This window comes from Streptomyces hazeniae (assembly GCF_031845485.1).
GTDB classification, from domain to species: domain Bacteria; phylum Actinomycetota; class Actinomycetes; order Streptomycetales; family Streptomycetaceae; genus Streptomyces; species Streptomyces hazeniae.
Map to the genome: position 1 here is coordinate 40772 of NZ_JAVREQ010000011.1, position 22193 is coordinate 62964.

At 71.9% G+C, this 22193-nt stretch carries 20 protein-coding genes and 1 pseudogene; 7 read left to right on the forward strand and 14 right to left on the reverse strand.

The genetic code is table 11. The features are described from left to right. The first annotated feature begins 19 nt into the window (after nucleotides 1-19). From tal to pgl, 4 genes are read left to right on the forward strand one after another with little or no spacing between them, the layout of a single operon-like run. Nucleotides 20-1138 (forward strand): transaldolase, encoded by a 1119-nt coding sequence (gene tal, locus RM572_RS14000; protein ID WP_311673654.1) that lies wholly within the window; start codon nucleotides 20-22, stop codon nucleotides 1136-1138. A gap of 6 nt (nucleotides 1139-1144) precedes the next feature. Then, nucleotides 1145-2671: a glucose-6-phosphate dehydrogenase gene (gene zwf, locus RM572_RS14005; protein ID WP_311673655.1), complete on the forward strand. Its 1527-nt coding sequence runs from the start codon at nucleotides 1145-1147 to the stop codon at nucleotides 2669-2671. Then, on the forward strand, nucleotides 2668-3801 hold the full coding sequence (opcA, locus tag RM572_RS14010) for a glucose-6-phosphate dehydrogenase assembly protein OpcA (RefSeq protein ID WP_311673656.1): 1134 nt from the start codon (nucleotides 2668-2670) through the stop codon (nucleotides 3799-3801). Before zwf ends, opcA begins: the two co-directional genes overlap by 4 nt. Continuing rightward, nucleotides 3798-4583: a 6-phosphogluconolactonase gene (pgl, locus tag RM572_RS14015; RefSeq protein WP_311673657.1), complete on the forward strand. Its 786-nt coding sequence runs from the start codon at nucleotides 3798-3800 to the stop codon at nucleotides 4581-4583. The genes opcA and pgl overlap by 4 nt, the downstream gene beginning before the upstream one ends. A 69-nt stretch (nucleotides 4584-4652) precedes the next feature. Here the strand turns inward: pgl and RM572_RS14020 are convergent, their stop codons facing one another. The 7 genes from RM572_RS14020 to RM572_RS14050 form a co-directional block, all read right to left on the reverse strand. Continuing rightward, nucleotides 4653-5918 (reverse strand): GNAT family N-acetyltransferase, encoded by a 1266-nt coding sequence (locus RM572_RS14020; protein ID WP_311673658.1) that lies wholly within the window; start codon nucleotides 5916-5918, stop codon nucleotides 4653-4655. A 5-nt stretch (nucleotides 5919-5923) separates the two neighbouring features. Continuing rightward, on the reverse strand, nucleotides 5924-7237 hold the full coding sequence (locus RM572_RS14025; protein ID WP_311673659.1) for an MFS transporter: 1314 nt from the start codon (nucleotides 7235-7237) through the stop codon (nucleotides 5924-5926). Nucleotides 7238-7295: 58 nt separating this feature from the next. Then, nucleotides 7296-7556, reverse strand: a complete 261-nt coding sequence (locus RM572_RS14030) for a YciI family protein (RefSeq protein WP_037789046.1) — start codon at nucleotides 7554-7556, stop codon at nucleotides 7296-7298. A gap of 73 nt (nucleotides 7557-7629) precedes the next feature. Further along, nucleotides 7630-8958: an ATP-grasp domain-containing protein gene (locus tag RM572_RS14035; RefSeq protein WP_311673660.1), complete on the reverse strand. Its 1329-nt coding sequence runs from the start codon at nucleotides 8956-8958 to the stop codon at nucleotides 7630-7632. Next, the gene (locus RM572_RS14040) at nucleotides 8955-9920 is read right to left on the reverse strand and encodes a sulfotransferase family protein (RefSeq protein ID WP_311673661.1); all 966 of its coding nucleotides are present in this window, start codon (nucleotides 9918-9920) and stop codon (nucleotides 8955-8957) included. Before RM572_RS14040 ends, RM572_RS14035 begins: the two co-directional genes overlap by 4 nt. Nucleotides 9921-9990: 70 nt before the next feature. Further along, nucleotides 9991-11709, reverse strand: coding sequence for a carbamoyltransferase N-terminal domain-containing protein (locus tag RM572_RS14045; RefSeq protein ID WP_311673662.1), 1719 nt, complete (start codon nucleotides 11707-11709; stop codon nucleotides 9991-9993). Nucleotides 11710-11761: 52 nt separating this feature from the next. Next, a complete protein-coding gene (locus RM572_RS14050) occupies nucleotides 11762-11968 on the reverse strand; it encodes a hypothetical protein (protein ID WP_158687288.1) in 207 nt (68 codons plus the stop codon). A 468-nt stretch (nucleotides 11969-12436) separates the two neighbouring features. On the opposite strand from RM572_RS14050, the pseudogene RM572_RS14055 reads away from it, so the two are divergent. Next, nucleotides 12437-13291, forward strand: a pseudogene (locus RM572_RS14055) (peptidoglycan-binding protein); the annotation flags it as partial. Between the two features lie 102 nt (nucleotides 13292-13393). Here RM572_RS14055 and RM572_RS14060 read toward each other — a convergent pair. Then, nucleotides 13394-14875, reverse strand: a complete 1482-nt coding sequence (locus RM572_RS14060; RefSeq protein WP_311673663.1) for a Glu/Leu/Phe/Val dehydrogenase dimerization domain-containing protein — start codon at nucleotides 14873-14875, stop codon at nucleotides 13394-13396. A 672-nt stretch (nucleotides 14876-15547) separates the two neighbouring features. Next, complete coding sequence (locus RM572_RS14065) at nucleotides 15548-16687, reverse strand: methyltransferase domain-containing protein (RefSeq protein ID WP_311673664.1); 1140 nt, start codon at nucleotides 16685-16687, stop codon at nucleotides 15548-15550. Nucleotides 16688-17016: 329 nt separating this feature from the next. Between RM572_RS14065 and RM572_RS14070 the strand changes: the two genes are divergently transcribed. Next, nucleotides 17017-17853, forward strand: coding sequence for a helix-turn-helix domain-containing protein (locus RM572_RS14070; protein WP_311673665.1), 837 nt, complete (start codon nucleotides 17017-17019; stop codon nucleotides 17851-17853). An 8-nt stretch (nucleotides 17854-17861) separates the two neighbouring features. Next, nucleotides 17862-18056, forward strand: coding sequence for a DUF397 domain-containing protein (locus RM572_RS14075; protein ID WP_311673666.1), 195 nt, complete (start codon nucleotides 17862-17864; stop codon nucleotides 18054-18056). Between the two features lie 76 nt (nucleotides 18057-18132). Here RM572_RS14075 and RM572_RS14080 read toward each other — a convergent pair whose 3' ends face one another. From RM572_RS14080 to tpiA, 5 genes are all read right to left on the reverse strand, one after another. Then, nucleotides 18133-18534, reverse strand: coding sequence for a hypothetical protein (locus RM572_RS14080; RefSeq protein WP_311673667.1), 402 nt, complete (start codon nucleotides 18532-18534; stop codon nucleotides 18133-18135). 85 nt (nucleotides 18535-18619) lie between these two features. Beyond that, complete coding sequence (pgi, locus tag RM572_RS14085) at nucleotides 18620-20236, reverse strand: glucose-6-phosphate isomerase (protein WP_311673760.1); 1617 nt, start codon at nucleotides 20234-20236, stop codon at nucleotides 18620-18622. A gap of 280 nt (nucleotides 20237-20516) precedes the next feature. Next, nucleotides 20517-20804 (reverse strand): RNA polymerase-binding protein RbpA, encoded by a 288-nt coding sequence (locus tag RM572_RS14090; RefSeq protein WP_027762430.1) that lies wholly within the window; start codon nucleotides 20802-20804, stop codon nucleotides 20517-20519. Nucleotides 20805-21025: 221 nt separating this feature from the next. Then, a complete protein-coding gene (secG, locus tag RM572_RS14095; RefSeq protein WP_311673668.1) occupies nucleotides 21026-21262 on the reverse strand; it encodes a preprotein translocase subunit SecG in 237 nt (78 codons plus the stop codon). 154 nt (nucleotides 21263-21416) lie between these two features. Next, nucleotides 21417-22193 (reverse strand): triose-phosphate isomerase, encoded by a 777-nt coding sequence (tpiA, locus tag RM572_RS14100; RefSeq protein ID WP_311673669.1) that lies wholly within the window; start codon nucleotides 22191-22193, stop codon nucleotides 21417-21419.

A 22193-nucleotide genomic window follows, 5' to 3' on the forward strand; every position in this document is an offset into this window, starting at 1 on the left:
CAGGAGGAGATGCATCCCGATGACGGAGGCACTCAAGCGCCTGTCCGACGAAGGCGTAGCGATCTGGCTGGACGACCTGTCCCGCAAGCGCATCACGTCCGGCGCCCTCGAGGAACTGCTCCGCGAGCAGCACGTGGTGGGCGTGACGACCAACCCGACGATCTTCCAGAAGGCCATCTCGGCCGGTGACGGGTACGAGGAGCAGGTCGCCGACCTGGCCGCCCGCGGCGTCACCGTGGAGGAGGCCGTGCGGATGATCACCACGGCGGACGTCCGGGACGCGTGCGACATCCTGCTGCCGCTGAACGAGGCGACCGGGGGCCGCGACGGCCGGGTCTCCATCGAGGTGGACCCGCGCATGGCGCACCGCACGGACGCGACGGTGGCCGAGGCCAAGCAGCTCGCCTGGCTGGTGGACCGGCCGAACGCGTTCATCAAGATCCCGGCGACCCGAGCGGGCCTGCCCGCCATCACCGAGACGATCGCCCGCGGCATCAGCGTCAACGTCACGCTGATCTTCTCGCTGGAGCGCTACCGCGAGGTGATGGACGCGTACCAGGCCGGTCTGGAGAAGGCCGACGCCAAGGGCCTGGACATCTCGCAGATCCAGTCGGTGGCGTCGTTCTTCGTCTCCCGCGTGGACACCGAGATCGACAAGCGCCTGGAGGCGCTGGGCACCGACGAGGCCAAGGCACTCAAGGGCAAGGCCGCGGTCGCCAACGCCCGCCTGGCCTACCAGGAGTACGAGCAGGTGATCGCCGCCGACCGCTGGAAGGCCCTCGCGGGCAAGGGCGGCAACCCGCAGCGGCCGCTGTGGGCCTCGACGGGCGTGAAGGACCCGGCCTACCCGGACACCCTCTACGTCACCGAGCTGGTCGCGCCGAACACGGTCAACACCATGCCGGAGGCCACCCTGGAGGCCACCGACGACCACGGCGAGATCACCGGCGACACCGTCCGCGGCACCTACCAGCAGGCGCGTGCCGACCTGGACGCCGTGGAGAAGCTGGGCATCTCCTACGACGAGGTGGTCCAGCTGCTCGAGGACGAGGGCGTCGAGAAGTTCGAGAAGTCCTGGACCGACCTGCTGGATTCCACCGACGCAGAGCTGAAGCGTCTCGCTCCGAAGGGGGCGTAAGGCCAAGTGAGCAGCGCGGTCAACCCGCTGCGTGACGCACAGGACCGGCGGCTCCCGCGGATCGCGGGGCCGTCGGGCCTGGTCATTTTCGGCGTCACCGGGGACCTGTCCCGTAAGAAGCTGATGCCCGCGGTCTACGACCTGGCGAACCGGGGGCTGCTGCCGCCTGGCTTCTCGCTGGTCGGCTTCGCCCGCCGGGACTGGGAGCACGAGGACTTCGCCCAGGTCGTGCACGACGCGGTCAAGGAGCACTCGCGCACGCCCTTCCGCGAGGAGGTCTGGCAGCAGCTCGCCGAGGGCATGCGGTTCGTGCCGGGCGTCTTCGACGACGACGAGGCGTTCGCGACGCTGAAGTCGACCATCGAGGAGCTCGACAAGTCGCGCGGCACCGGCGGCAACTTCGCGTTCTACCTGTCGGTGCCGCCGAAGTTCTTCCCCACCGTGGTCGCCCAGCTGGAGAAGCACGGCCTGAACCGCGGCGAGGGCGAGAGCTGGCGGCGCGCGGTGATCGAGAAGCCCTTCGGGCACGACCTGGCCTCCGCGCAGGAACTCAACCGGACCGTGCACGGCGTGTTCCGGGCCAGCGAGGTCTTCCGCATCGACCACTACCTGGGCAAGGAGACCGTCCAGAACATTCTGGCGCTGCGCTTCGCCAACACCATGTTCGAGCCGCTGTGGAACCGGTCGTACGTGGACCACGTGCAGATCACCATGGCCGAGGACATCGGCATCGGCGGTCGCGCGGGCTACTACGACGGGATCGGCGCGGCCCGCGACGTCATCCAGAACCACCTGCTCCAGCTGCTGGCGCTCACCGCCATGGAGGAGCCGTCGTCCTTCGACGCGAAGGCCCTGGTGGCGGAGAAGCTGAAGGTGCTCAACGCCGTCCAGCTGCCGAAGGACCTCGCCCGGCACACCGTGCGCGGCCAGTACGCGGCGGGCTGGCAGGGCGGGAAGAAGGTGCCCGGCTACCTCGACGAGGAGGGCATCGACCCGCAGTCCGTCACCGACACCTACGCGGCGATCAAGCTGGGCATCGACAACCGGCGCTGGGCGGGCGTCCCGTTCTACCTGCGCACCGGCAAGCGGCTGGGGCGGCGCGTCACGGAGATCGCGGTCGTCTTCCAGCGCGCCCCGCATTCGCCCTTCGGCGCCACCGACACCCAGGAGCTGGGGCAGAACGCCCTGGTCATCCGGGTGCAGCCGGACGAGGGCGTGACCATCCGGTTCGGTTCGAAGGTGCCGGGCACGCAGATGGAGATCCGCGACGTGACCATGGACTTCGCCTACGGCGAGTCCTTCACCGAGTCGAGTCCCGAGGCGTACGAGCGGCTGATCCTGGACGTGCTGCTGGGTGACGCCAACCTCTTCCCGCGCCACCAGGAGGTCGAGCGGTCCTGGGAGATCCTGGACCCGGTCGAACGGCACTGGGCGCGGAGCGGCCGGCCGGAGCAGTACCCGGCCGGCACCTGGGGACCCGGAGCGGCGGACGAGATGCTCGCGCGAGACGGACGGAGCTGGCGGCGGCCATGAACATCGACCTCACGGACACCACGTCCAGCCAGATCAACGCGGCGCTGGTGAAGGCGCGTCGGGCCAGCGGGTCGCCCGCGATCGGCATGGTGCTCACGCTGGTGATCGTCACCGACGAGGGCAACCACTACGACGCGCTGAAGGCCGCGGGCGAGGCGTCGAAGGAACACCCCTCCCGCATCCTGGTGGTCGTACGCCGCCCCGGCCGGTCGCCCCGCGACCGGGCCATGGCGCGACTGGACGCCGAGGTGCGGATGGGCCCGGACGGCGGCGCCGGGGAGACCATCCTGCTGCGGCTGCACGGCGAGCTGGCCGCGCACTCCTACAGCGTGGTGCTGCCCCTGCTGCTGCCGGACGCCCCGGTGGTCGTCTGGTGGCCCGAGGACGCCCCGGACAACCCGTCCAAGGACCTGCTGGGCACGCTGGCGCAGCGGCGGATCACCGACGCCTCGGCCACCGAGGACCCGGTGGCGACGCTGAGTCTGCGGTCCGAGACCTACGCGCCGGGCGACACCGACCTGGCGTGGACCCGGACGACGCCCTGGCGGAGCGTGCTGGCGGCGGCGCTGGACCAGAAACACACCAAGATCAAGTCGGCGCAGGTGGAGGGCGAGGAGTACAACCCCTCGACCGAGTTGCTGGCCCTGTGGCTGGCCGAACGGCTGCGGGTGCCGGTGGAGCGGGTGTTCTCCGAGGGACCGGGGATAACGGCGGTGCGGATGGCGACGGCCGACGGGGAGATCTGCCTGGACCGGCAGCACGGGTCGCTGGCCGAACTGGCGGTCCCCGGACAGCCGGACCGGCACGTGGCGCTGCACCGGCGCAACACCGCCGAGCTGATCGCCGAGGAGCTGCGGCGGCTGGACCCGGACGAGGCGTACGAGGGTGCGGTGCGGTTCGGTGTGGACCGCATCCGCGGCGTGCGGCCGGGCGCCGCGGACGGAGACGGTTCCGGTTCCGGTTCCGGTTCCGGTTCCGGTTCCGGTTCCGGTTCCGGTTCCGGTTCCGGTTCCGGCGGAGCGTCCGGCGCGGGCACCGGTACGGCGGAGGCCGGGGCCGGTGCGAAGGAGAAGCCCGCGAAGCGCGCCGCCCGCGGTGGCAGGAACGGTTCGAAGGCGGCCTCCTCGTGACCCACACTCCTCAGGTCGCCGTCCACCACGACCCCCGGGAGATGGCGCGTGCGGCCGCCGCCCGGCTGATCACCCGCATCGTCGACACCCAGGCCGCCCGCGGCACCGCGTCCGTGGTGCTCACCGGCGGCCGCAACGGCAACGGGCTGCTCGCCGCGCTGGCCGAGTCGGCGGCGCGGGACGCCGTCGACTGGTCGCGCCTGGACCTGTGGTGGGGCGACGAACGGTTCCTCCCGGAGGGCGACCCGGACCGCAACGTCACCCAGGCCACCGAAGCACTCCTCGCGCACGTGCCCCTCGCCCCGGAGCGGGTGCACGCCATGCCCGCCTCGGACGGCGCGTACGGGAACGACGCGGACGCGGCGGCCGCGGCGTACGCGGAGGAACTCGCCCGCGCGGCGGCGCCCGAACACCACCTCGGCGTGCCCGCATTCGACGTGCTCCTGCTGGGCGTCGGCCCGGACACCCACGTGGCGTCCCTGTTCCCCGAGCACCCGGGCGTCCGGGAGACCGGGCGCACGGTCGTCGGCGTGCACGGTGCGCCCAAGCCCCCGCCGACCCGCGTGTCACTGACCCTGCCTGCGATCCGGGCGGCGCGTGAGGTGTGGCTGCTCGCCGCCGGCGAGGACAAGGCCGACGCGGTGGCGCTCGCCCTGTCCGGCGCGGGGGAGCTCCAGGCCCCCGCGGCGGGCGCGTACGGCACCGCCCGCACCCTGTGGATGCTCGACACGGCGGCCGCTTCCCGCCTGCCCCGTGACCTGGCCTCTCCTCCCACCGCCTGAGCCGAGGAGGGGGACCGCGCGGGGCCGTCCTGTTCGCCCCGCGCGGTCACCCCCAGCCGCGTTGCCCGCTCAGGCTGAGCGGACCGGCAACGCGGCGCGGTAGGCGGTCCAGCGGCTCTCCAGGAAGCGCACGAGGCGGTGCACGGCGTCGAGCTCCGCGGGGTCCGGCACCCACAGCCACGTCTCACGGGCGTGCAGCGTGGCCCCGCGGATGAGTTTGGCGCCGAACCCCTCGAAGCCGAACCGCACCCGGGCGCCCCCGTGCGCCGCCGCGTGGCGCAGCGGCTCGTAGAAGGTGAGGCACGGATAGGCCGTGCTGAGCTGCTCGGCGCCTTCGGCGTCGCTTCCGTAGAGCAGGACGCAGTAGTCGCCGCCGTCGGCGAGGTGCACGCCGCAGGCGAGGACGCGCTCGTCGCGCACGGCGACGGGGACGCGTACCCGCTTCCCGAGCAGCCGGGCCATGGCGGTACGGGCGGCCGCCACCTTCTCCCGGTCCGCCCGGCCACCGTGCTTGGCGGTGTTGGACGTCTCCAGCTCCGCGACCCGCTGCACGACGTCGGCGAGCTCGCGGTGTTCGAGGCGCAGTCCCGCTTCGCCGAACTCCCGTTCCTCCTTGCGGTAGCGGTGCCGGTGACGACGGGAGAGACCGGTGAGCAGCTCCTCGTACGACACCCCGGCGGGCACCTCGAACTCGGTGGTCGCGGTCAGCCGGGCCGAACGGAACCCGGCCTCGGTCAGGGCGGCGCGCAGCGGCGCGTCGTCCTCCCGCACGTAGGGGAGGGCCACGGCACCTGCCGCTCCCTCCCGGACGGAGGTCTGCAGGGCGTGCAGCAGCGCGAGCGCCGTCCGCCGGGCGGCCTCCGTATCCGGTTCCGTTCTCAGCTGGGCCCGGCTGGTGTCGAAGCCGCGGATCACGAGCGCTTCGCCCAGGGCCGCGGTCAGCGCGCCCGCCCCGGGCACGCCGTCGGCCTGGAGCGCGGAGGCGGGAGGGGGTGCCGCACCGCAGACCTCGCCGACCCGGGCGGCGTGTTCCGCGCGGGCGGCCGCTTCGTCCCCGTCCTCCCCCTCGGCCTCGGCCCGGCGGAACTGTGGCGCGGTCAGCAGCTTCCACGGGTGGCTGAAGAGTCCGGAGCCGGGCGTGGTCGCGGCGCCGTGCAGCGCGCCGGAGAGTCCCAGCGCGTCGTGGGCGGTGACCACCACCGGCCGCCCCGGTTCCACGTGTTCGCGGAAGTGGAGGTAGCCGTGGCACGAGTCCACGCGGTGCGTGCCGCCCAGCTCCGCCCAGTCGCGTTCCGCGACGTCCGCCACGCTGTCCCGCCACCGGACCGTGGTCACCGCGTTCACCTTCCGATCGTCTTGGGGTCGTGTGTGTCACCGGCCGGCCCGGGGGCCGGGACGGCTTCCGCCTCCTCCACGCGCCGCACCCGTTTCAGCGGTGAACGGAGCAGCAGCAGCGAGCAGAGCGTGACGGAGAGGCCCGCCCACACCAGTGCCTCGCCCGGTCCCGCCAGGTCGGCGAGGACGCCGCCCACGAGTGCGCCGAGAGGTGCCGGCCCCAGGGAGACCAGCCGGTAGTTCGCCGTCACCGCGCCGAGGAGTTCCCGGGGCGGCAGCACCTGGCGGAGGCTCACGGCGTACACGTTGTAGACGCCGAGGGCCACCCCGTTGCACAGGAAGGCGGCGGAGAACACCACGGCGGTCGGTCCGGCGGGCGCCGCCAGCGCGGCCGCGGCCAGCGAGGCGGAGGCGATCACCAGACCGGCCGTCAGGGTCCGCCCGGCGTGCAGCCGTGCGGTCCACCGGCCGACCGCGACCGAGCCGACGAGGGCGCCGGCGCTGGCCACCCCGATCAGCAGGCCGACGGTGCCGGCGGACAGTCCCGCCTCGCGCACGCCGTAGATCATGAACGCGGTCAGGAACGCCTGCTCGTGCAGGTTGAACAGACCGGACTGGACGCAGAGGTCACGGATGGGGCGGCAGCCCCAGGTGAAGCGCATGCCGGTGAGGACGGCCCGCACGCCGCGCTGCGGGCGTCCGGCCGGTGAGGCGGCCGTCTCAGGGTCGCCGGCCGGTATGCGCAGCGACCAGAAGCTCACCAGCGCACCGGCGAACAGTGCCGTGGTCACGGAGACCGCGAAGGGCAGGCCCGCGAGCGAGACGAAGAGCCCGGCGAGCGCCGGACCGGCCATCTGCGTGGCCGAGTTGACCGCCTGGAGCAGGCTGTTGCCCGCCGCCAGTTCCTGCGGACGCAGGAGCTTCGGGATCGCGGACTGGTACCCGACGTCGTAGAAGACCGTGGCGGAGCCCACCACGAGAGCGACGGCGAGCAGCATCCACAGCGTCAGCCCGAAGGCCGCGTAGCTGAGACCGAGCATGCCGAGGGCGGCACCGCGGACCACCGTGCAGACCAGGACGAGGCGACGGGGGTCCAGCCGGTCGGCGAACACCCCGGCGGTCAGGGAGAGCGCGACCACGGGCACGAACTGGGCGGCGGAGACCAGCCCGGTCTGCGAACCGCTGCTGCCGAGTTCGACGACCGCGAGCAGAGGGAGGAGGAACTGCGCGGTCCGGTAGCCGAGCCGCGCCATCGCCTCGCCCGCCCACAGCCGGCGGAAGACCCCCCGCCGCAGCAGCGCCCGCTGTTCCGATGCCATCGTGAAACCGTTCCCCTCCGTAGCCCGCCTGGTCCCCCCGCGTCCCGTCCCCCGGTGGTCAGGTCAGGAACGGCCGCCATTCCCTCACCTGTGCGACCTCGACTCCGGTGGTGCCGAAGTAGGGGTCGGCGGCGAGCAGTCCGTCGAGTGCGGCGCGGTCGTCCACGTCGAAGACGAGCACCGCACCGGAGTCGTCGGCGAGCGGCCCGGCCATCCGCACCAGGCCCTTCGCGTGCAGTTCGTCCAGCTTCTCCCGGTGCGCCGGGCGTGCCTCCAGCCGCTCCGGGCTGCCGTCGAAGGCGAGTTCCACGATCCACATGACGAGCACCTCACAGGTGAGATCCGACTGGTCCGGGCAGCGCGGGGCGGGGACGGGTGTCCCCGCCTCCTCGCTACCGTCTGACGGTCACGTCGACGGACGCCCGCACCTCGGCCTCCAGCGCGTCGAGTTCCGCGGTGGTGGCGGCGTCGATGAGGAACGTGACCACGCGGTCACCCGACTCCGTCAGCGGGCCGATGCTATCGCCGCGTCTCCGCAGCACCAGGACCGCGCGCAGCGCGGGCGGGTCCTGCGGCGCGCCGGGCCGCAGCGGGGGCCATGCCTCGCCGTCGGCCGCCCATACGGGCGCCGCGCACTGCGGGTGACGCACCTTCACGTCCTCCAGCACGCCCTGCGGCGTCTCCAGGTAGACCTGCCGCGCCACCCTGTGCGGGGCCGGGGCGTGGACGGTCTCGCCCAGCGCCGTCCGGAGGATCTCCCGCTCCAGCGGGCGCCCGGTGGCCAGGTGGTAGAGGTGCAGGATGCCGTCGCCCGGGGTGCGGGCGGCGACCTCCATCAGCACCACGGTGCCGGCGGCGGTGGTGCGCAGTTCCGTGTGCACGATGCCGTCCTCGAAGCCGAGCCGCGCCACCACCGCCCGGTTGGCCTCCAGCAGCTGCCGGGTCTCCGGGCCGTCGGGGGCGGGAACGGTGTGCCCCATCTCCACGAACCGGTCGGTGCCCTGCTCGTTGGTGCGTTTGGCGGTGACCGAGTCGAAGACGACGTTCCCGTGCTGGACCACGGCTTCGACCGAGTACTCGGGGCCGTCCACCGCCTCCTCGACCAGCAGCGTCTCGCCCGCCGGGTAGGACGCCAGCGCGGCGGCGAGTTCCTGCGGGCCGCCGATCCGGCGTACACCGGAACTGGACCTGCGCGCTGCCGGTTTGAGTACGGCGGGGTACGGCAGCTCCGACGCCGGGAGGGCGTCCCGGCCGTTGGGCGGGACCACCCGCACTTGGGGGCTGAACTCGGGCAGGTAGGCGCGTTGCAGGTACTTGCTGCGGCAGATCCTGGTGGCCCGGAGCCCGGGCGACGGAACGCCCAGCAGATCGGCGGCGACGCCGGTCTGCTCCACGAGTATCTCCCCGGCGGCGAAGACGCCGGTGATGCGGTAGCGGCTGCGCCACTCCATCAGGTGCGCGATCACGCCGGAGGTGAATCCGCCCTCGATCGCCACGTCGCCCTCGACGAAACCGGCGTCGTCGATCAGCGCGCCCGGCTCCTCCCCGGACCGCATGGCCCGCAGCGTCTCGGCGCGCCAGTCCTCGGAGGTGAGGACCAGGACCTTCAGTCCGCGGTCGCGGAGTTCGGTCAGGTAGACGGAGTTGCGCAGGATGACGCGGAGCCCGCCCAGCAGCACGAAGGCCGGTGGGCGGGACGCGTCCGGGACGTTCGGTGTCACCACGTGTATCCGTACTGCTCGACGAGGTCGCCGAACTGCTCGCGGAAGCGCTCGGCGTTGCGGTCGGTGAAGTGTTCCTGCCAGGCGCCGGACCGCCCCTTGAAGAAGCTCCAGGAGCTCTCGTTGTAGATGCGGTCCACGATCTCCTCGGCGTCGATGTCGGAGGAGAGGTGCGTCAGGATGCGCGAGAGCGCCCCGACCTGCCGCTCCCGCGAGCCGCCGCCCTTGGGCCCGACCAGGTCCTCGAAGCGGACGGTGCAGACGTCCGGGTGCCGGAGCAGCCACATCGACCGTTCGAACTGGTCGCGGCCCAGGAAGGACGGGTCGCGCAGGGCGTAGTCGATCTTCTCCTCCCAGGTCTTCATCGAGCGGAGCGTGCGGTGGAAGACGTCGAACTCGTAGAAGTTGCCGTAGCCGGCCGGCGTCCGCCCCTCCAGGAAGTTGATCATGGAGATCACGGTGTCCCGGGGGTCCCGGAAGTTGAGGAAGAGCGGCGGCGCGGCGGTTCTCACCCACTCGTCGAGGAACGCCCCGTCGACCTTGTCGATGTCCAGCTCGTGGAAGATCCAGCACAGGCCGGGCGGGGTGTCGGCGAACCGCGAGTAGGAGATGTGCGGGTTGGTGATGACCTCGTCGGCGTGGTCGTAGGAACGCTGCCCGTACCGGTTGACGACCCGCTGCCCGAGCCGGCGCTGCCAGCTCCAGCCGAGCGCCGTCCAGTCGTGCCGGGTGGCGCGGCGGAGCTCGTCACCGGACAGCTTCCGCAGGGCGGCCCAGTCGTCGGCGGACCGGGTGACGGAGGCGATCTGCAGCAGCTCCTCGTCCCCGAACTCCGGCACGTTGTCCGGCGAGGGGCGGGGGACGCCCGCCATCTTGTAGCCCAGCTGGACCATCAGTCCCTGCATGAGATGGGTGCCGGCCTTCTGCAGGGATATCACCATCGTGCGAGGTGCTTGGCGCATGCGAAGTCTTCCGTCCTCCCGCCGGGCTCGCCGCCCGGACCCGTCCTGTGTCCTCAGCCGAGTGGTTCCGTCAGTGCGTGGTGTCACCGAACGCGCGCTGGTAGAGGACCCCTTCGGCCCAGACCAGGTCGAGGCGCCCCCACTCCATGGCCGAGGCCGCGTCGGGGAAGAAGCTGCTGCCGTTGTAGTTCGCGCTGGTGTTGCACAGCACCGGGATGCCGCTCCACTTGTGGTACTCGCGGAGGACCGCGGCCAGGTTCGGGTCGTCGTCCTGGCTGACGGTCTGCAGCCGGGCGGTGCCGTCCAGGTGCAGGATCGCCGGGATGCGGTCCACCCAGTCCGGACGCACCCGGTGCTCGAAGAGCATGTGCGGGTCCGGGGTGCCCGGGTCGAAGATCTCCGGCGCGTGCTCGACGAGGCAGATCGGCGCGACGGGCCGGTAGTGCTCCCGCTTCTTCACGTCGTTGAGGTGCTTCTTCATGTCCGGGTCCACCGCCGGGGCGATGATGCTGCGCGCTCCGAGCGCCCGCGGGCCCAGCTCGGCGCGCCCGTTCAGCAGCACGGCCGCCTTTCCGGTGCGGTGCAGGATCCGGGCGAGCTCCTCCGGACGGCAGGGCGAGATGGTCCAGCCGTGCGGCACGTGGGGGGTGCGGACGAGTTCCGGTCCGAGCAGGGTCCCCCACCGCACCGGGCCGAGCATGCCGTCGGCCGAGGCGCGCAGGCAGGCCGCGCCGACGGCGGAGCCGGAGTCGTCGGGGAAGGGCGGCACCCACATGGCCTTGATCGCCGGGTGGCTGCGCAGCGCGCTGTTCCACTTGATGTTCAGGGCGCAGCCGCCGGCGAAGCACAGGTTCCAGGGCTCGTCGCCCTTCCAGGCGCGGATCTTGGCGACCACGCGTTCCAGGAGCAGTTCCTCGAGGAAGGCGTGCACGCTGGCGAGCACGTCCTCGTCGGACACGCCCAGGGCCGTGGTGCGGTCGTGCACGTCCCGCAGGAAGGCGTGCACGTAGCCGTGCGAGGGCTCCCCCGTGCTGCCGCATCCGATGATCTTCTCGCGGTAGGCGCGGACGCGCGGGCTGTCGGCCTCGAAGTGCTCGTGGAAGAGTTCCGCGAACACCTCCTGGATCTCCCGCCGGGGCGTGCCCAGCGCGATGTAGGCCATCATCTTGCCGGCCACCGCGAGATCGTCGACGTGACTCGACTTCGCCGTCCGCCGGTACGGCCCCCAGTGCTGGGACGCCATCGCATAGGTGTGGCCGATCAGGGGGAAGACCTCACCGCCGGGTTCCACCCTGCCGTCGGCGTCGACGCAGTAGAGGCGGGGGAAGCAGCCGCCGTCCCACACCATGACCATGGTGGGCTCGCCGCGCTGCGCGAACGGGCTGGTGCAGTAGGCGGCGGCGAGGTGGCTCGCCACGTGCACGTAGCTGGCGTAGCTCCGCGCCTCGCCGCCCAGCGTGAACTCGCCGTGGTATCCGGGGGTGGCGGGGTTGGGCACCGCGTCGGTCTCGCGGTAGGGCGCGACGGTCAGTTCGAGAGGACGGCCGGCGTTCAGCAGGGAGACGCGGCCGTCGACGGCGCCGTCCCAGCCGTCGATCGCCCACCGGTCGACGTCGGCCGTCTTGTAACCCTCCGCGGAAAGGATCGCGGAGACGTCCTGGAGTTCCTCGACATCGCTGTAGCGCGCACCGTTCCGCAGCTTCTGGATCTCGATGTTGAACGCCAGACGGTCGCCGTCCAATAACGCGACGCCGCCACTCTGCGTCAGTTTCACACCGGCAGTGAGCATGTTGGATCCCCTCGTTGAGTTCGTCCCGCGAGATTTCGATGGCAGTGCCGGATCAGTACGGGGTCCTCCGGCCGTCGTCGTGCACGCTGCGCACGACGCAGGTCGCCGTGTGCACCGCGGCTCTGGCCGCGCTCAGCGCCTCCCTGGCCGTCTCCACGTCGTCGCCCTTGGGCAGCAGTTCCACCACGGCCATGGCGCATTCGACGAGATGCACGGCGGCACGCGGAAGCTTCTCGCTGTCGCCGAATTCCGCGACCAACGCGTCCCGAGCGGAAAGGAGTAAGCCGGCTGACCGCTCCGCATGCCGACTCGGCTCCATGGTGCCGCCCCCGTTGAATGTCGTGCCCGACGTCTCCACCGACAGCGCTTACAGCGCCCACGGCCGTACCACCGAGGGAAATCTAGCCGCCGCCGGACCGCGGTCAAGAGCCCGCAGGGTCCAGGGGGCGTTTCCGGCCAGCGAAACGGAGGCGAACCGGGCCCCGAAGACCTGGATGCGGGGAGGGTGGGCGCGGAGGAAGTCTGACCGGAAAGCCCTTCTTGACGTCCGGGGGGCGCAGTCGCAGCGGTGCAGCCCCGTGCCGGACCCGGCGCGGGTGACACGCAGTCATGTGGCCGCAGGATGGGTAGAACGCCAGGAGGAGACCGTGCGCACCTTCCCGGAGACGGGAACAGCCGGTCGTCGGGGCCGCGTTCAACGGCTCCATGAGGAAGGGAGTTCAGACCCATGGCTACGCCCCTGAGCGCGTCCCGGTTCGTCAGAATCCTTCGCGAGGAGGGCCTGGAGGTCCACGAGTACCGCAGCTGGCGGACCCACAACCGCAATCACAAGGGTGCCTGGGGGCCGATCAACGGCGTGATGATCCATCACACCGTCACCCGTGGCACGGACAGTTCGGTGCGCCTGTGCTACGACGGCTACGCGTCGCTGCCGGGCCCGCTGTGTCACGGCGTCATCGCCAAGGACGGCTCGGTGTGGCTGGTCGGCAACGGCCGCGCGAACCACGCCGGGCTGGGTGACGACGACGTCCTGCGCGCGGTCATCGACGAGTCGGCGTCGCTCCCCCGGGACAACGAGTCCAACACCGACGGCAACGCCCGCTTCTACGGGTTCGAGTGCATCAACATGGGCGACGGGAAGGACCCGTGGCCGGAGGCGCAGCTGGAGGCGATCGAGAAGGCGGCCGCCGCCGTGTGCCGTGCGTACGGCTGGACCGAGCGGTCGGTCATCGGGCACCTGGAGTGGCAGCCGGGCAAGGTCGACCCGCGCGGCTTCTCCATGAACGGCATGCGGGACCGGATCGCCGCCCGGCTCGGCCGTCCGCCGCAGGGTCCGGAGTTCGAGCCCTTCCCGGGCGCCGACTTCTTCCATGACGGGCAGCGCAGCACGATCATCACCCGGATGGGTGAGCGCCTGGTCGAGGAGGACTGCGGCCGCTACGAGGTCGGCCCGGGGCCGCGGTGGACGGACGTGGACCGCGCGTCGTACGCGGCGTGGCAGCGGAAGCTCGGCTACTCCGGGGACGACGCGGACGGCATTCCGGGGACGGTCAGCTGGACGAAGCTCCGGGTCCCGGGGGGGGGGCGGGCGGGGCGGGGGGCCGGGGCGGCGGGGCGCCGGCGGGGGCGTGTCCGGCGCGGGCCCCGGGGGGGGCGGGGGGCCGTCGACGGGGTGCGCGTGCGGTCAGGGGGTTCCGGTGCCCGCGTCGCCGGGCCAGTAGGCGGGCACGGCGTCGGGGGCCTGGAAGCCGGTGTCGACCGGACCGTCGAGCAGGTCGGCGGCCTCCGGGTAGGAGCCGTTCAGCGGAACCGGGGGCGTGTCCGCGTCCGGCACGGCGACAGCCTCGGGGCGCACGTCCAGGACGACGGCCGGGACGACGTCCGGCACCTCGCGCGGCAGCGGCGGCACCTCCGCGGCGGCGACGTCGTGGCCCGGCTGGGTGGCGGTGTAGAGGTCGCGGAAGGCGACCGCTCCGCCGTTCTCGCGGATCATGCGCTGCGAGTTCTCGCGGGCGAAGAGCACCGCGGTCTGTCGCACCGAGCCGCCCGTGGCCGCGGCCCGGCTCATCAGGCCGGCCACCAGTGGACGGATCTGCGCGGACAGGCGGCTGCACGCGCCGACGGGGCTCACGACCTCGCCGAGGATGACCCACCAGGCACCGGCGGCGGCGCCGGTGTTGGCGATGAAGTCCGGGATCACGGTGACGCCCCGCTCCAGCAGGCGCTGCTCCGCCTCCGGTGTGGTCGGCACGTTCGCCGCCTCCACGATCAGGCTGCCGCGGACGCGGTCGCAGTTGTCGGCGGTGATCGTGTACGACACGGCCGCCGGCACCAGCACGTCCACGTCCTGGCTCAGCCACTCGTCGCCGGGGACTTCCTCGTCGTCCTCCCGCAGCGCGGACCGGTCGATGAGGCCGGACGAGGTCCGTGCGGCCAGCAGAAGCTCGACGTCGAGGCCGCGTGCGGCGTTGCGGATCATGCCCCGGGCGTCGGTGATGCCGACGATCTTCACGCCGGCCCGGGCCAGGTAGAGGGCGGTGGAGCCGCCCATGGCGCCGAATCCCTGCACCACGGCCCGCGCCCCGTCGGCCGGGATGTGCCGCTCCTCCAGGGCGGCGAGGGCGGCCTCGGCCACGCCGTAGCCGCCGACCAGCTCGGACAGCTTGAGCCCTTCGGTGCGGGTGTCCGACGCCTGCCGGATGCGGGCGCGGACCTCGGCCTCGTCCTCGGCCCGGACCACGGCGGCGTGGAAGGACGTGTCGCCCATGCCGATCCGCGCGAAGGTCTGGTCGAGCTGCTCCTGCTGGGTGCCGAGGTCTCCCGCGGTGACCCAGAAGCGCTCCAGGAGCGGGCGCACGCCCTGGAGGAACCGTTCCCGGACCTCCTCCGCGCGCGGGTCGGCCGGGTCGAAGTCGATACCGCCCTTCGCGCCGCCGACGTGAATGCCGAAGGCGCCCATCTTGAGCGTCATCTCGCGGGCGAGTTCGCCGACCTCGTGGAGGGTGCAGCCGGGCCGCATGCGCAGCCCCCCGGTCGCGATCCCGGTGACCAGCTGGTCGATGACCACGAAGCCGCGGGCGGGTGTCTCCGTGTCGCGCCATGTGACCTGCAGATAGGGTTCATGCTCGAGGACCTGCAAAGGCGTCTCGACGGCGGTCTGCGTCATTTCGGCACTCACCCTTTCCAGTCACTTATCGACACGTGCGGAATTGCACAGCCCGTTTCCGCCGATGCGCCCGCAGGCTGTTTCGGCGGTGGTATGGGCAGCTCGAATAGCACCCGCTGGGCACGCAGTAGCAAGCCCGCATGACGGCGCCATGAAAAATGTTCGGCGGAAATACGCATTGAACGCTTCTGATTGCGTTGTGCGTAGCGCCCACTGTGAGGTCACGGTTCCGGGCGTGTCAAGACATCTCTGGGGTCAGTTCCGCCAGTCGAGTTGGACCCCTGGAAGGCCGTCTTCGATCACGGAATCGAACGTTCTGTGGGTGCCACCTCGCGGGGGTCGGCACCCGCCGGAAAAGGCCAGTTCAGGGCGCCTTTCCCGACGTCCTCGCGACCCTCCCGGAACACCCCCTGCCGACCCCGGCGCGGCGGCCTGACACCCGGTGCCGCACAGGGCCCCGAAGACCGCCGCGCGGCGCCCTTCGCAGAATCTCCATACGGCCTCCCGCCGCATTTCCCGGCACCCCCGCCGACGGCCCTTTCCGCGGAAGCACGAGGGGCGTACGGCGGGGACGGACATCCGCCCCCCGTATGCGCCTGCCCGGCGACCGCGAAACGGCGGCCCGCCGGCAAGGGCCCCCCACCGTGCCGCGGCTCGGCGCCCGCCCGGGGTTCACGGCAGGTGCTCCGCGATGACGGTCTCCGGATCGTCCAGCCACGCGTGCTGACCGCGATCGGAGACGGTGACGCCGAAGCGGCCGAGGTCCGGCTGCCCGGCCGTGCGCCAGCTCGTGTACGCGGCGACGACCTCCGGCCACAGGTCCCTGGGGCCGTACGCGACCACCGCGGCGGGTTCGTACCAGCCGCCGTACGACACGAGCGTCACCGAGGTGCCCGTCTGGTCCCAGAACTGCACCTGGCGTTCCTCGCCGTCGCCGCGGTGTGCGTGACCGACGTCGGGCACCCACAGGCCGAGCGCGAAGTCCTGCGCCCAGGGACCGCCCATGACCTGCCCGGGATCGAGGGGGGACGCCGCCCTGCGGCACGTCTCGGGCGGGTGCAGCGCACGGCTGGGGCGTTCGCTGCGCACCCACATGTAGCGGGCCGTCCCCACAAAGCGGCCGGTCGCCCTGCCGCGGGCCACCGTGAGCCTGAGCAACCCGCCGTTCGCGAAGCACGTCCCGAACGGGGTGAGGATCACCGCGCCGTCGGTGCACTGGGCCGGCCAGGCCCGGGGGACGTGCCGCACGGCCGCGGTGGCGATCACGCGGTCGAACGGCCCCGAGGCCGGGTGCCCCGCCAGACCGTCCCCGCACACGACCTCGGGGTGGTAGCCGGCCCTGGCGAGATTGGCTGCGCCCCGGGCGGACAGCTCGGGATCGATCTCCAGCGTCGTGACGTTGCCGTCGCCGACCCGTTCGCACAGCAGGGCGGTGGCGTACCCGCTGCCGGTGCCCAGTTCCAGCACCCGGTGTCCCGGCTCGAGGCCGAGCCGGGACAGCTTGGTGCACACGATGTCGGGTGCCGACACCGAACTGGTGAAGTCGCCACGCGCGGCGTGCACGGGCAGCGCGCCGTCGTCCATCTGCGTGACGACGCTGCGGTGCGGGTCCCAGACGGCCCGGTACCAGCCGCCGGGGTCCCGCTCGCGATCGAGCACCGGGTACAGCCCGTCCCGGTCGGCCGACTGCGACCAGACCCTGCCCGGCACGAAGTCCGCGCGGTCGACGGCCAGGAACGCGTCCCGCACCCATTCCGCGCCGAAGCCGCCCTTGGCCGCCACCGCGCGGGCGCACACGTCTCGGTGGTCCATGGCGACGGCTACGCGTGGCCGGGGTTGTCGCCGTCCGGGCTCGGCGGCTCCGGCGGCGGAGTCCACGGCTTGTCCGACGGCTCTCCCCTGTGCTTCCCCATGTCGTCTCCCTCCGGCGCACGACCGATGCTTTCGGTCCTTGCGGTCGCATGCTGCCGTGCGTGCCCGCATCCGGCCAGGAACGACGGGGACACAGCGGCGTCTGTACGCGTCCACGCGGAACGTGTACGCGTCGCGGAGCGTGACGGCCGCCCTCACTTCCCCGTTGAGCGCCAAGAGCGGTGCACGGCAGGCGAGTCGGCGAACGGATGCCTCGGAGGGGCGGAGCGATGGACGAACACCAGCGGTCGTCGGAGCAGGACCCCGACCACGGGTCCGGCATCCTGCAGGTCTTCGGCCGGCAGTTGAAATTGAGCCGCAAGCGCGCCGGCCTGGAACGGACGGACCTCGGCTCGCGAACAGGCTACTCCCCTTCCACGATCGCCGCCTTCGAGCAGGGACGCCGCATCCCCTCCCCCTCCTTCATCGACCAGGCCGACGAGGTACTCGACGCCGGTGGTCTGCTGAGCGCCGGCAAGGAGGAGGTCGCCCGGGCGCAGTACCCGGCCTTCTTCCGCGACGCCGCCCGGCTGGAGCGCGAGGCGCTCGAACTGCACGTCTACGCGACCCAGGCGGTGCCGGGGCTGCTGCAGACCGAGGACTACGCGCGCGCCGTCTTCGCCATGTGGCGGCCTCTCCTGGACGAGGACACGATCGAACAGCGCGTCGCCGCACGCCTGGCCCGGCAGGAGATCTTCTCCCGGAGGCCGCTTCCGCATCTCAGCTTCGTCATGGAGGAAGCGAGTCTCCATCGTCGCCTCGGCGGCTCCACTGTCTGGCGAGGGCAGCTTGAGGAGCTCTTGGCTGCCGGACAGCGACGCAACGTCGAAATCCAGCTGATGCCACTCACGCGAGAGCAGCACGCGGGGCTGGCTGGCCCCTTCACCTTGATCGAGGACCGGAACGGGCGGAGGATCGCCTATACAGAAGTACAGGGGGACAGCCGCGTTCACACTGGGCGTTGCAAGGTCCGTGAGCTGGAAGCAGCGTACGGAATCCTGCGCGCGCAGGCCCTGACGCCTGACGCGTCCCTCGTCCTGATCAAGAAGCTGCTGGGAGAGAGATGAGTGGGGCAATGGCCGAACACGAAGCCGAGTGCTTGAGCTGGTTCAAGAGCAGCTACAGCGCCGGTGACGGCGGTGAGTGCATCGAGGTCGCCGGTCGGCACGGCACGGTCCATATCCGGGACTCCAAGGACACGACCGGACCCGTGCTGTCTCTCCCGCACGCCGGCTGGGCGGCGTTCGTGGAGTTCGCCGCGGGCGACTGAGCGACCGGTCCGCCGCCGGATCGTTTCCGGCGGCGGGCCGTCGGCATGCCTCGGGGTCGCCCGCTGGCAGCACTTCTCAAGGGAAGGCACTCAGGCCGCTGCACCCTGTTCCGCCTGCCGGGTCGGGGGCGTACGTCCAGTACAGGACCAGCATCTCGGCGAGGAGCAACAGAGGCAGCGCACACACTGCCGCGGCAGCCGCCCTCCCCTTCCGGCCGGACGTCGGACGATGCCCGCGGCGGACGGCCGATCCCCAGAGCAGCCATGCTGCCGCCGACGCGACGGGTGCGGCCCACGCCGTGACATACATCGGCAGTGACGGGCCGAGGTACGCGCAGTCGTGGTGGGTGTCCCCGCCGAAGAGGATCCGCGCGGCGAGCAGCACCACGGATACCGCGACGAGCCACAGGACGGCCGGCAGCCGACGGTGCCGCGCGGGTCCCGGCGTGCGGGCCTTGTCGGCGAAAGGAGTGTGCACGCGCCTCGGTTCCCCCTCGTTGCGCCGATGGACGAGCCACGGGTGCCGTGCGGGCCCGCCCGGCCGGCGGGCCCGCGTCGGCTGGTCAGCGGCCGCGCAGCGTGCGGTAGCGGGCGACGAGGGCCGTGGTGGAGGGGTCGAGGCCCTCCACTTCGGAGCCCTCGGTCAGGGCGGGTTCGATGCGCTTGGCGAGGACCTTGCCGAGTTCGACGCCCCACTGGTCGAAGCTGTCGATGTCCCAGATCGCGCCCTGGACGAACACCTTGTGCTCGTAGAGGGCGATGAGCTGGCCGAGCACCGACGGGGTCAGCTCCGGGGCCAGGAGGGTGGTCGTGGGGCGGTTGCCGGGGAAGACGCGGTGCGGGACCTGTGCGTCCGGGACGCCCTCGGCACGGACCTCCTCCTCGGTCTTGCCGAAGGCGAGGGCCTGTCCCTGGGCGAAGAGGTTGGCCATCAGCAGGTCGTGCTGGCCGGCGAGTTCGCCGAGTCCGGCGACCGGGCGGGCGAAGCCCACCAGGTCGGCCGGGACCAGCTTGGTGCCCTGGTGCAGCAACTGGTAGTAGGCGTGCTGCCCGTTGGTGCCGGGGGTGCCCCAGACGACGGGGCCCGTCTGCCAGTCCACCGGCCGGCCCTCGCGGTCGGTGGACTTGCCGTTGGACTCCATGTCGAGCTGCTGGAGGTAGGCGGTGAAGCGGGACAGGTAGTGCGAGTACGGCAGCACGGCGTGCGCCTGGGCGTCGAAGAAACCGCCGTACCAGACGCCGAGCAGGCCGAGGAGCAGCGGCGCGTTCCGCTCGGGCGGCGCGGTGCGGAAGTGCTCGTCGACGAGGCGGAAGCCGTCCAGCATCTCGCGGAACCGGTCCGGGCCGATGGCGATCATCAGCGAGAGGCCGATCGCGGAGTCGTAGCTGTAGCGGCCGCCGACCCAGTCCCAGAACTCGAACATGTGCGAGGTGTCGATGCCGAACTCGGCGACCTTCGCGGCGTTCGTCGACAGAGCGACGAAGTGCTTCGCGACGGCCGACGCGTCGCCGCCCGGGCTCTCCAGCAGCCACCGCTTGGCGGCGTGCGCGTTGGTGAGGGTCTCGATGGTCGTGAACGTCTTGGAGGCGACCACGAACAGCGTGGTGGCCGGATCCAGGCCGTGCAGCGCCTCGTGAAGGTCGGCGCCGTCGACGTTGGAGACGAAGCGGACGTCCAGGTCGCGGCGGGTGTAGGGGCGCAGCGCCTCGTACGCCATGGCCGGCCCGAGGTCGGAGCCGCCGATGCCGATGTTGACCACGGCCCGGATCGGCAGGCCGGTGTGCCCGGCCCACTTGCCGCCCCGTACGGCTTCCGCGAACGCGCTCATGCGGTCGAGGACCGCGTGCACCTCGGGGACGACGTTCTCGCCGTCGACCTCGACGACCGCGTCCCGCGGGGCGCGCAGCGCGGTGTGCAGCACGGCGCGGTCCTCGGTGATGTTGATCCGTTCGCCGCGGAACATGGCATCCCGCAGGCCGGCGACGTCCGCGGCGGAGGCCAGGTCGCGCAGCAGCCGCAGCGTCTCGTCGGTGACCAGCTGTTTGGAGTAGTCCAGGTGGAGGTCGCCGACCTGGACGCCGTACCGCTCGGCCCGGCCGGGGTCCTGCGCGAAGAGGTCGCGCAGGTGTACGTCTCCGAGTGCGTCGCGGTGTGCGGCCAGCGCCCGCCACTCGGGCATGCGGTCGAGCGGTGTGCGCGGCGCCGCACCCTCTCCGTGTGTCTGCACAGTCAGCCCATTCGTCTCGTTGGTTCCCCGCCGCAACAAACCTAAGGGATCGACGGCCCCGCCACGCCACCGGACGGGGCGGGGGCGGGGTCGTTCACGAGAGGTCCGCCCGCGGGCCACCCGACGTTCGGACACGGTGGGAGACGGCGGCGGGCGGAAGAACGGTGCACGGACGGCGCGGCTCGCGGACGGCCCCCGGACCTGGGCCCCGACGGGCCGGTCGGGGTGCGCGTCAGATCTCGCCGCGCAGCTTGGCCAGCGCCTCGGCGAGGATCGCCTCGCCGTCCGCGTCGCTGCGCCGCTCGCGGACGTAGGCGAGGTGGGTCTTGTACGGCTCGGTGCGCGGCGGGTCGGGCGGGTTGTCCCGGTCCTTGCCGGCGGGGAAGCCGCAGCGAGGGCAGTCCCAGGTGTCGGGGACGGTTGCGTCCCCGGCGAAGCTCGGCTGTGTCTCGTGCCCGTTCGAGCACCAGAAGGAGATGCGCAGGCGCGGAGCCGACTCACCGCGCTCGGCTTCTCCCATCGGCCCCGCCCCGACCCGGCTGCCCCGGATCGCGTTGCCACTTGCCACGGTCGTACTCCCTGCCTCACGGTGCCGCGGAGCGTGGAGATGCCGCTCGCCGCACACGCCCTGGTTTACGTAGGACCAACGCGCGTCCCGCGACCCGAGTTACTTACTCCGGCCGCGGACCGCGGAGCCACATGATAGGCAGGGCGGGCGGAACGTCGACAGCGTGCGGACGGTCAGCCCTCGAACTTCATCAGCAGACCGAGCACCACGATGATCGCGAACCACGCGATGGCGACGACGACCGTGATGCGGTCGAGATTGCGCTCGGCGACCGAGGACCCGCCGACGGACGACTGCATGCCGCCGCCGAACATGTCGGAGAGGCCGCCGCCCTTCCCCTTGTGCATCAGCACCAGCAGCAACAGCAGCAGGCTGAAGACGACGAGGGCGATAGAGAACCCCATGACCACGGCTGGACCAACTCTCTCGGACGGTGAGCGGAAGACTTCTGGATGGTGCGGGGGCCGGAGGACTGACTCCGGCCCCCGACAGGGTACGTCGTGTGGTCACCCGTCGTCACTCGTGCCCGTCGTGACGGGCGACGACGGCGCTGTCACGACCCTGTCACTGGTCGCGGAAGCGGACGATCTTCACGAATTCGTCCGTGTCCAGCGAGGCGCCCCCGACCAGGGCGCCGTCCACGTCGGGCTGCGCCATGATCGCGGCGACGTTGCCGGACTTGACCGAGCCGCCGTACTGGATGCGGACCTTTCCGGCGACCTCGTCGTCGTACAGCTCGGCCAGCCGGCCGCGGATCGCGCGGCAGACCTCCTGGGCGTCCTCCGGGGTGGCGACCTCACCGGTGCCGATGGCCCACACCGGCTCGTACGCGATCACGAGCGTCGCCGCCTGCTCGGCGGGCACGCCGTCGAGGCCGCCGTCGAGCTGGGCGAGCGTGTGGGCGACGTGGTCGCCGGCCTTGCGGACCTCCAGGCCCTCGCCGACGCACAGGATCGGGGTGAGCCCGTGCGCGAAGGCGGCCTTGACCTTGGCGTTGCAGACGGCCTCGTCCTCGGCGTGGTACTGGCGTCGCTCCGAGTGACCGATGGTGACATAGGTGCACTTGAGCTTGGCCAGCATCGCGCCGGAGACCTCGCCGGTGTAGGCGCCGGATTCGTGCGCGGACACGTCCTGGGCGCCGTACCTGATCTTGAGCTTGTCGCCGTCGACGAGGGTCTGCACCGAGCGCAGGTCGGTGAACGGCGGCAGGACGGCGACCTCGACGGCCTCGTGGTCCTTGTCCGCGAGGGCGAAGGCGAGCTTCTGGACGTGTGCGATGGCCTCGAGGTGGTTGAGGTTCATCTTCCAGTTGCCCGCCATCAGCGGCGTGCGGTTACTCAT

Coding starts and splice junctions, on each gene's coding strand:
- RM572_RS14090 (WP_027762430.1), bottom strand. CDS start 20,804: ATGGGAGAAGCCGAGCGCGGTGAGTCGGCTCCGCGCCTGCGCATCTCC.
- RM572_RS14040 (WP_311673661.1), bottom strand. CDS start 9,920: ATGCGCCAAGCACCTCGCACGATGGTGATATCCCTGCAGAAGGCCGGC.
- RM572_RS14045 (WP_311673662.1), bottom strand. CDS start 11,709: ATGCTCACTGCCGGTGTGAAACTGACGCAGAGTGGCGGCGTCGCGTTA.
- pgi (WP_311673760.1), bottom strand. CDS start 20,236: ATGCCCGAGTGGCGGGCGCTGGCCGCACACCGCGACGCACTCGGAGAC.
- RM572_RS14065 (WP_311673664.1), bottom strand. CDS start 16,687: ATGGACCACCGAGACGTGTGCGCCCGCGCGGTGGCGGCCAAGGGCGGC.
- opcA (WP_311673656.1), top strand. CDS start 2,668: ATGAACATCGACCTCACGGACACCACGTCCAGCCAGATCAACGCGGCG.
- RM572_RS14075 (WP_311673666.1), top strand. CDS start 17,862: ATGGCCGAACACGAAGCCGAGTGCTTGAGCTGGTTCAAGAGCAGCTAC.
- RM572_RS14070 (WP_311673665.1), top strand. CDS start 17,017: ATGGACGAACACCAGCGGTCGTCGGAGCAGGACCCCGACCACGGGTCC.
- RM572_RS14025 (WP_311673659.1), bottom strand. CDS start 7,237: ATGGCATCGGAACAGCGGGCGCTGCTGCGGCGGGGGGTCTTCCGCCGG.
- RM572_RS14060 (WP_311673663.1), bottom strand. CDS start 14,875: ATGACGCAGACCGCCGTCGAGACGCCTTTGCAGGTCCTCGAGCATGAA.
- tpiA (WP_311673669.1), bottom strand. CDS start 22,193: ATGAGTAACCGCACGCCGCTGATGGCGGGCAACTGGAAGATGAACCTC.
- RM572_RS14030 (WP_037789046.1), bottom strand. CDS start 7,556: ATGTGGATCGTGGAACTCGCCTTCGACGGCAGCCCGGAGCGGCTGGAG.
- tal (WP_311673654.1), top strand. CDS start 20: ATGACGGAGGCACTCAAGCGCCTGTCCGACGAAGGCGTAGCGATCTGG.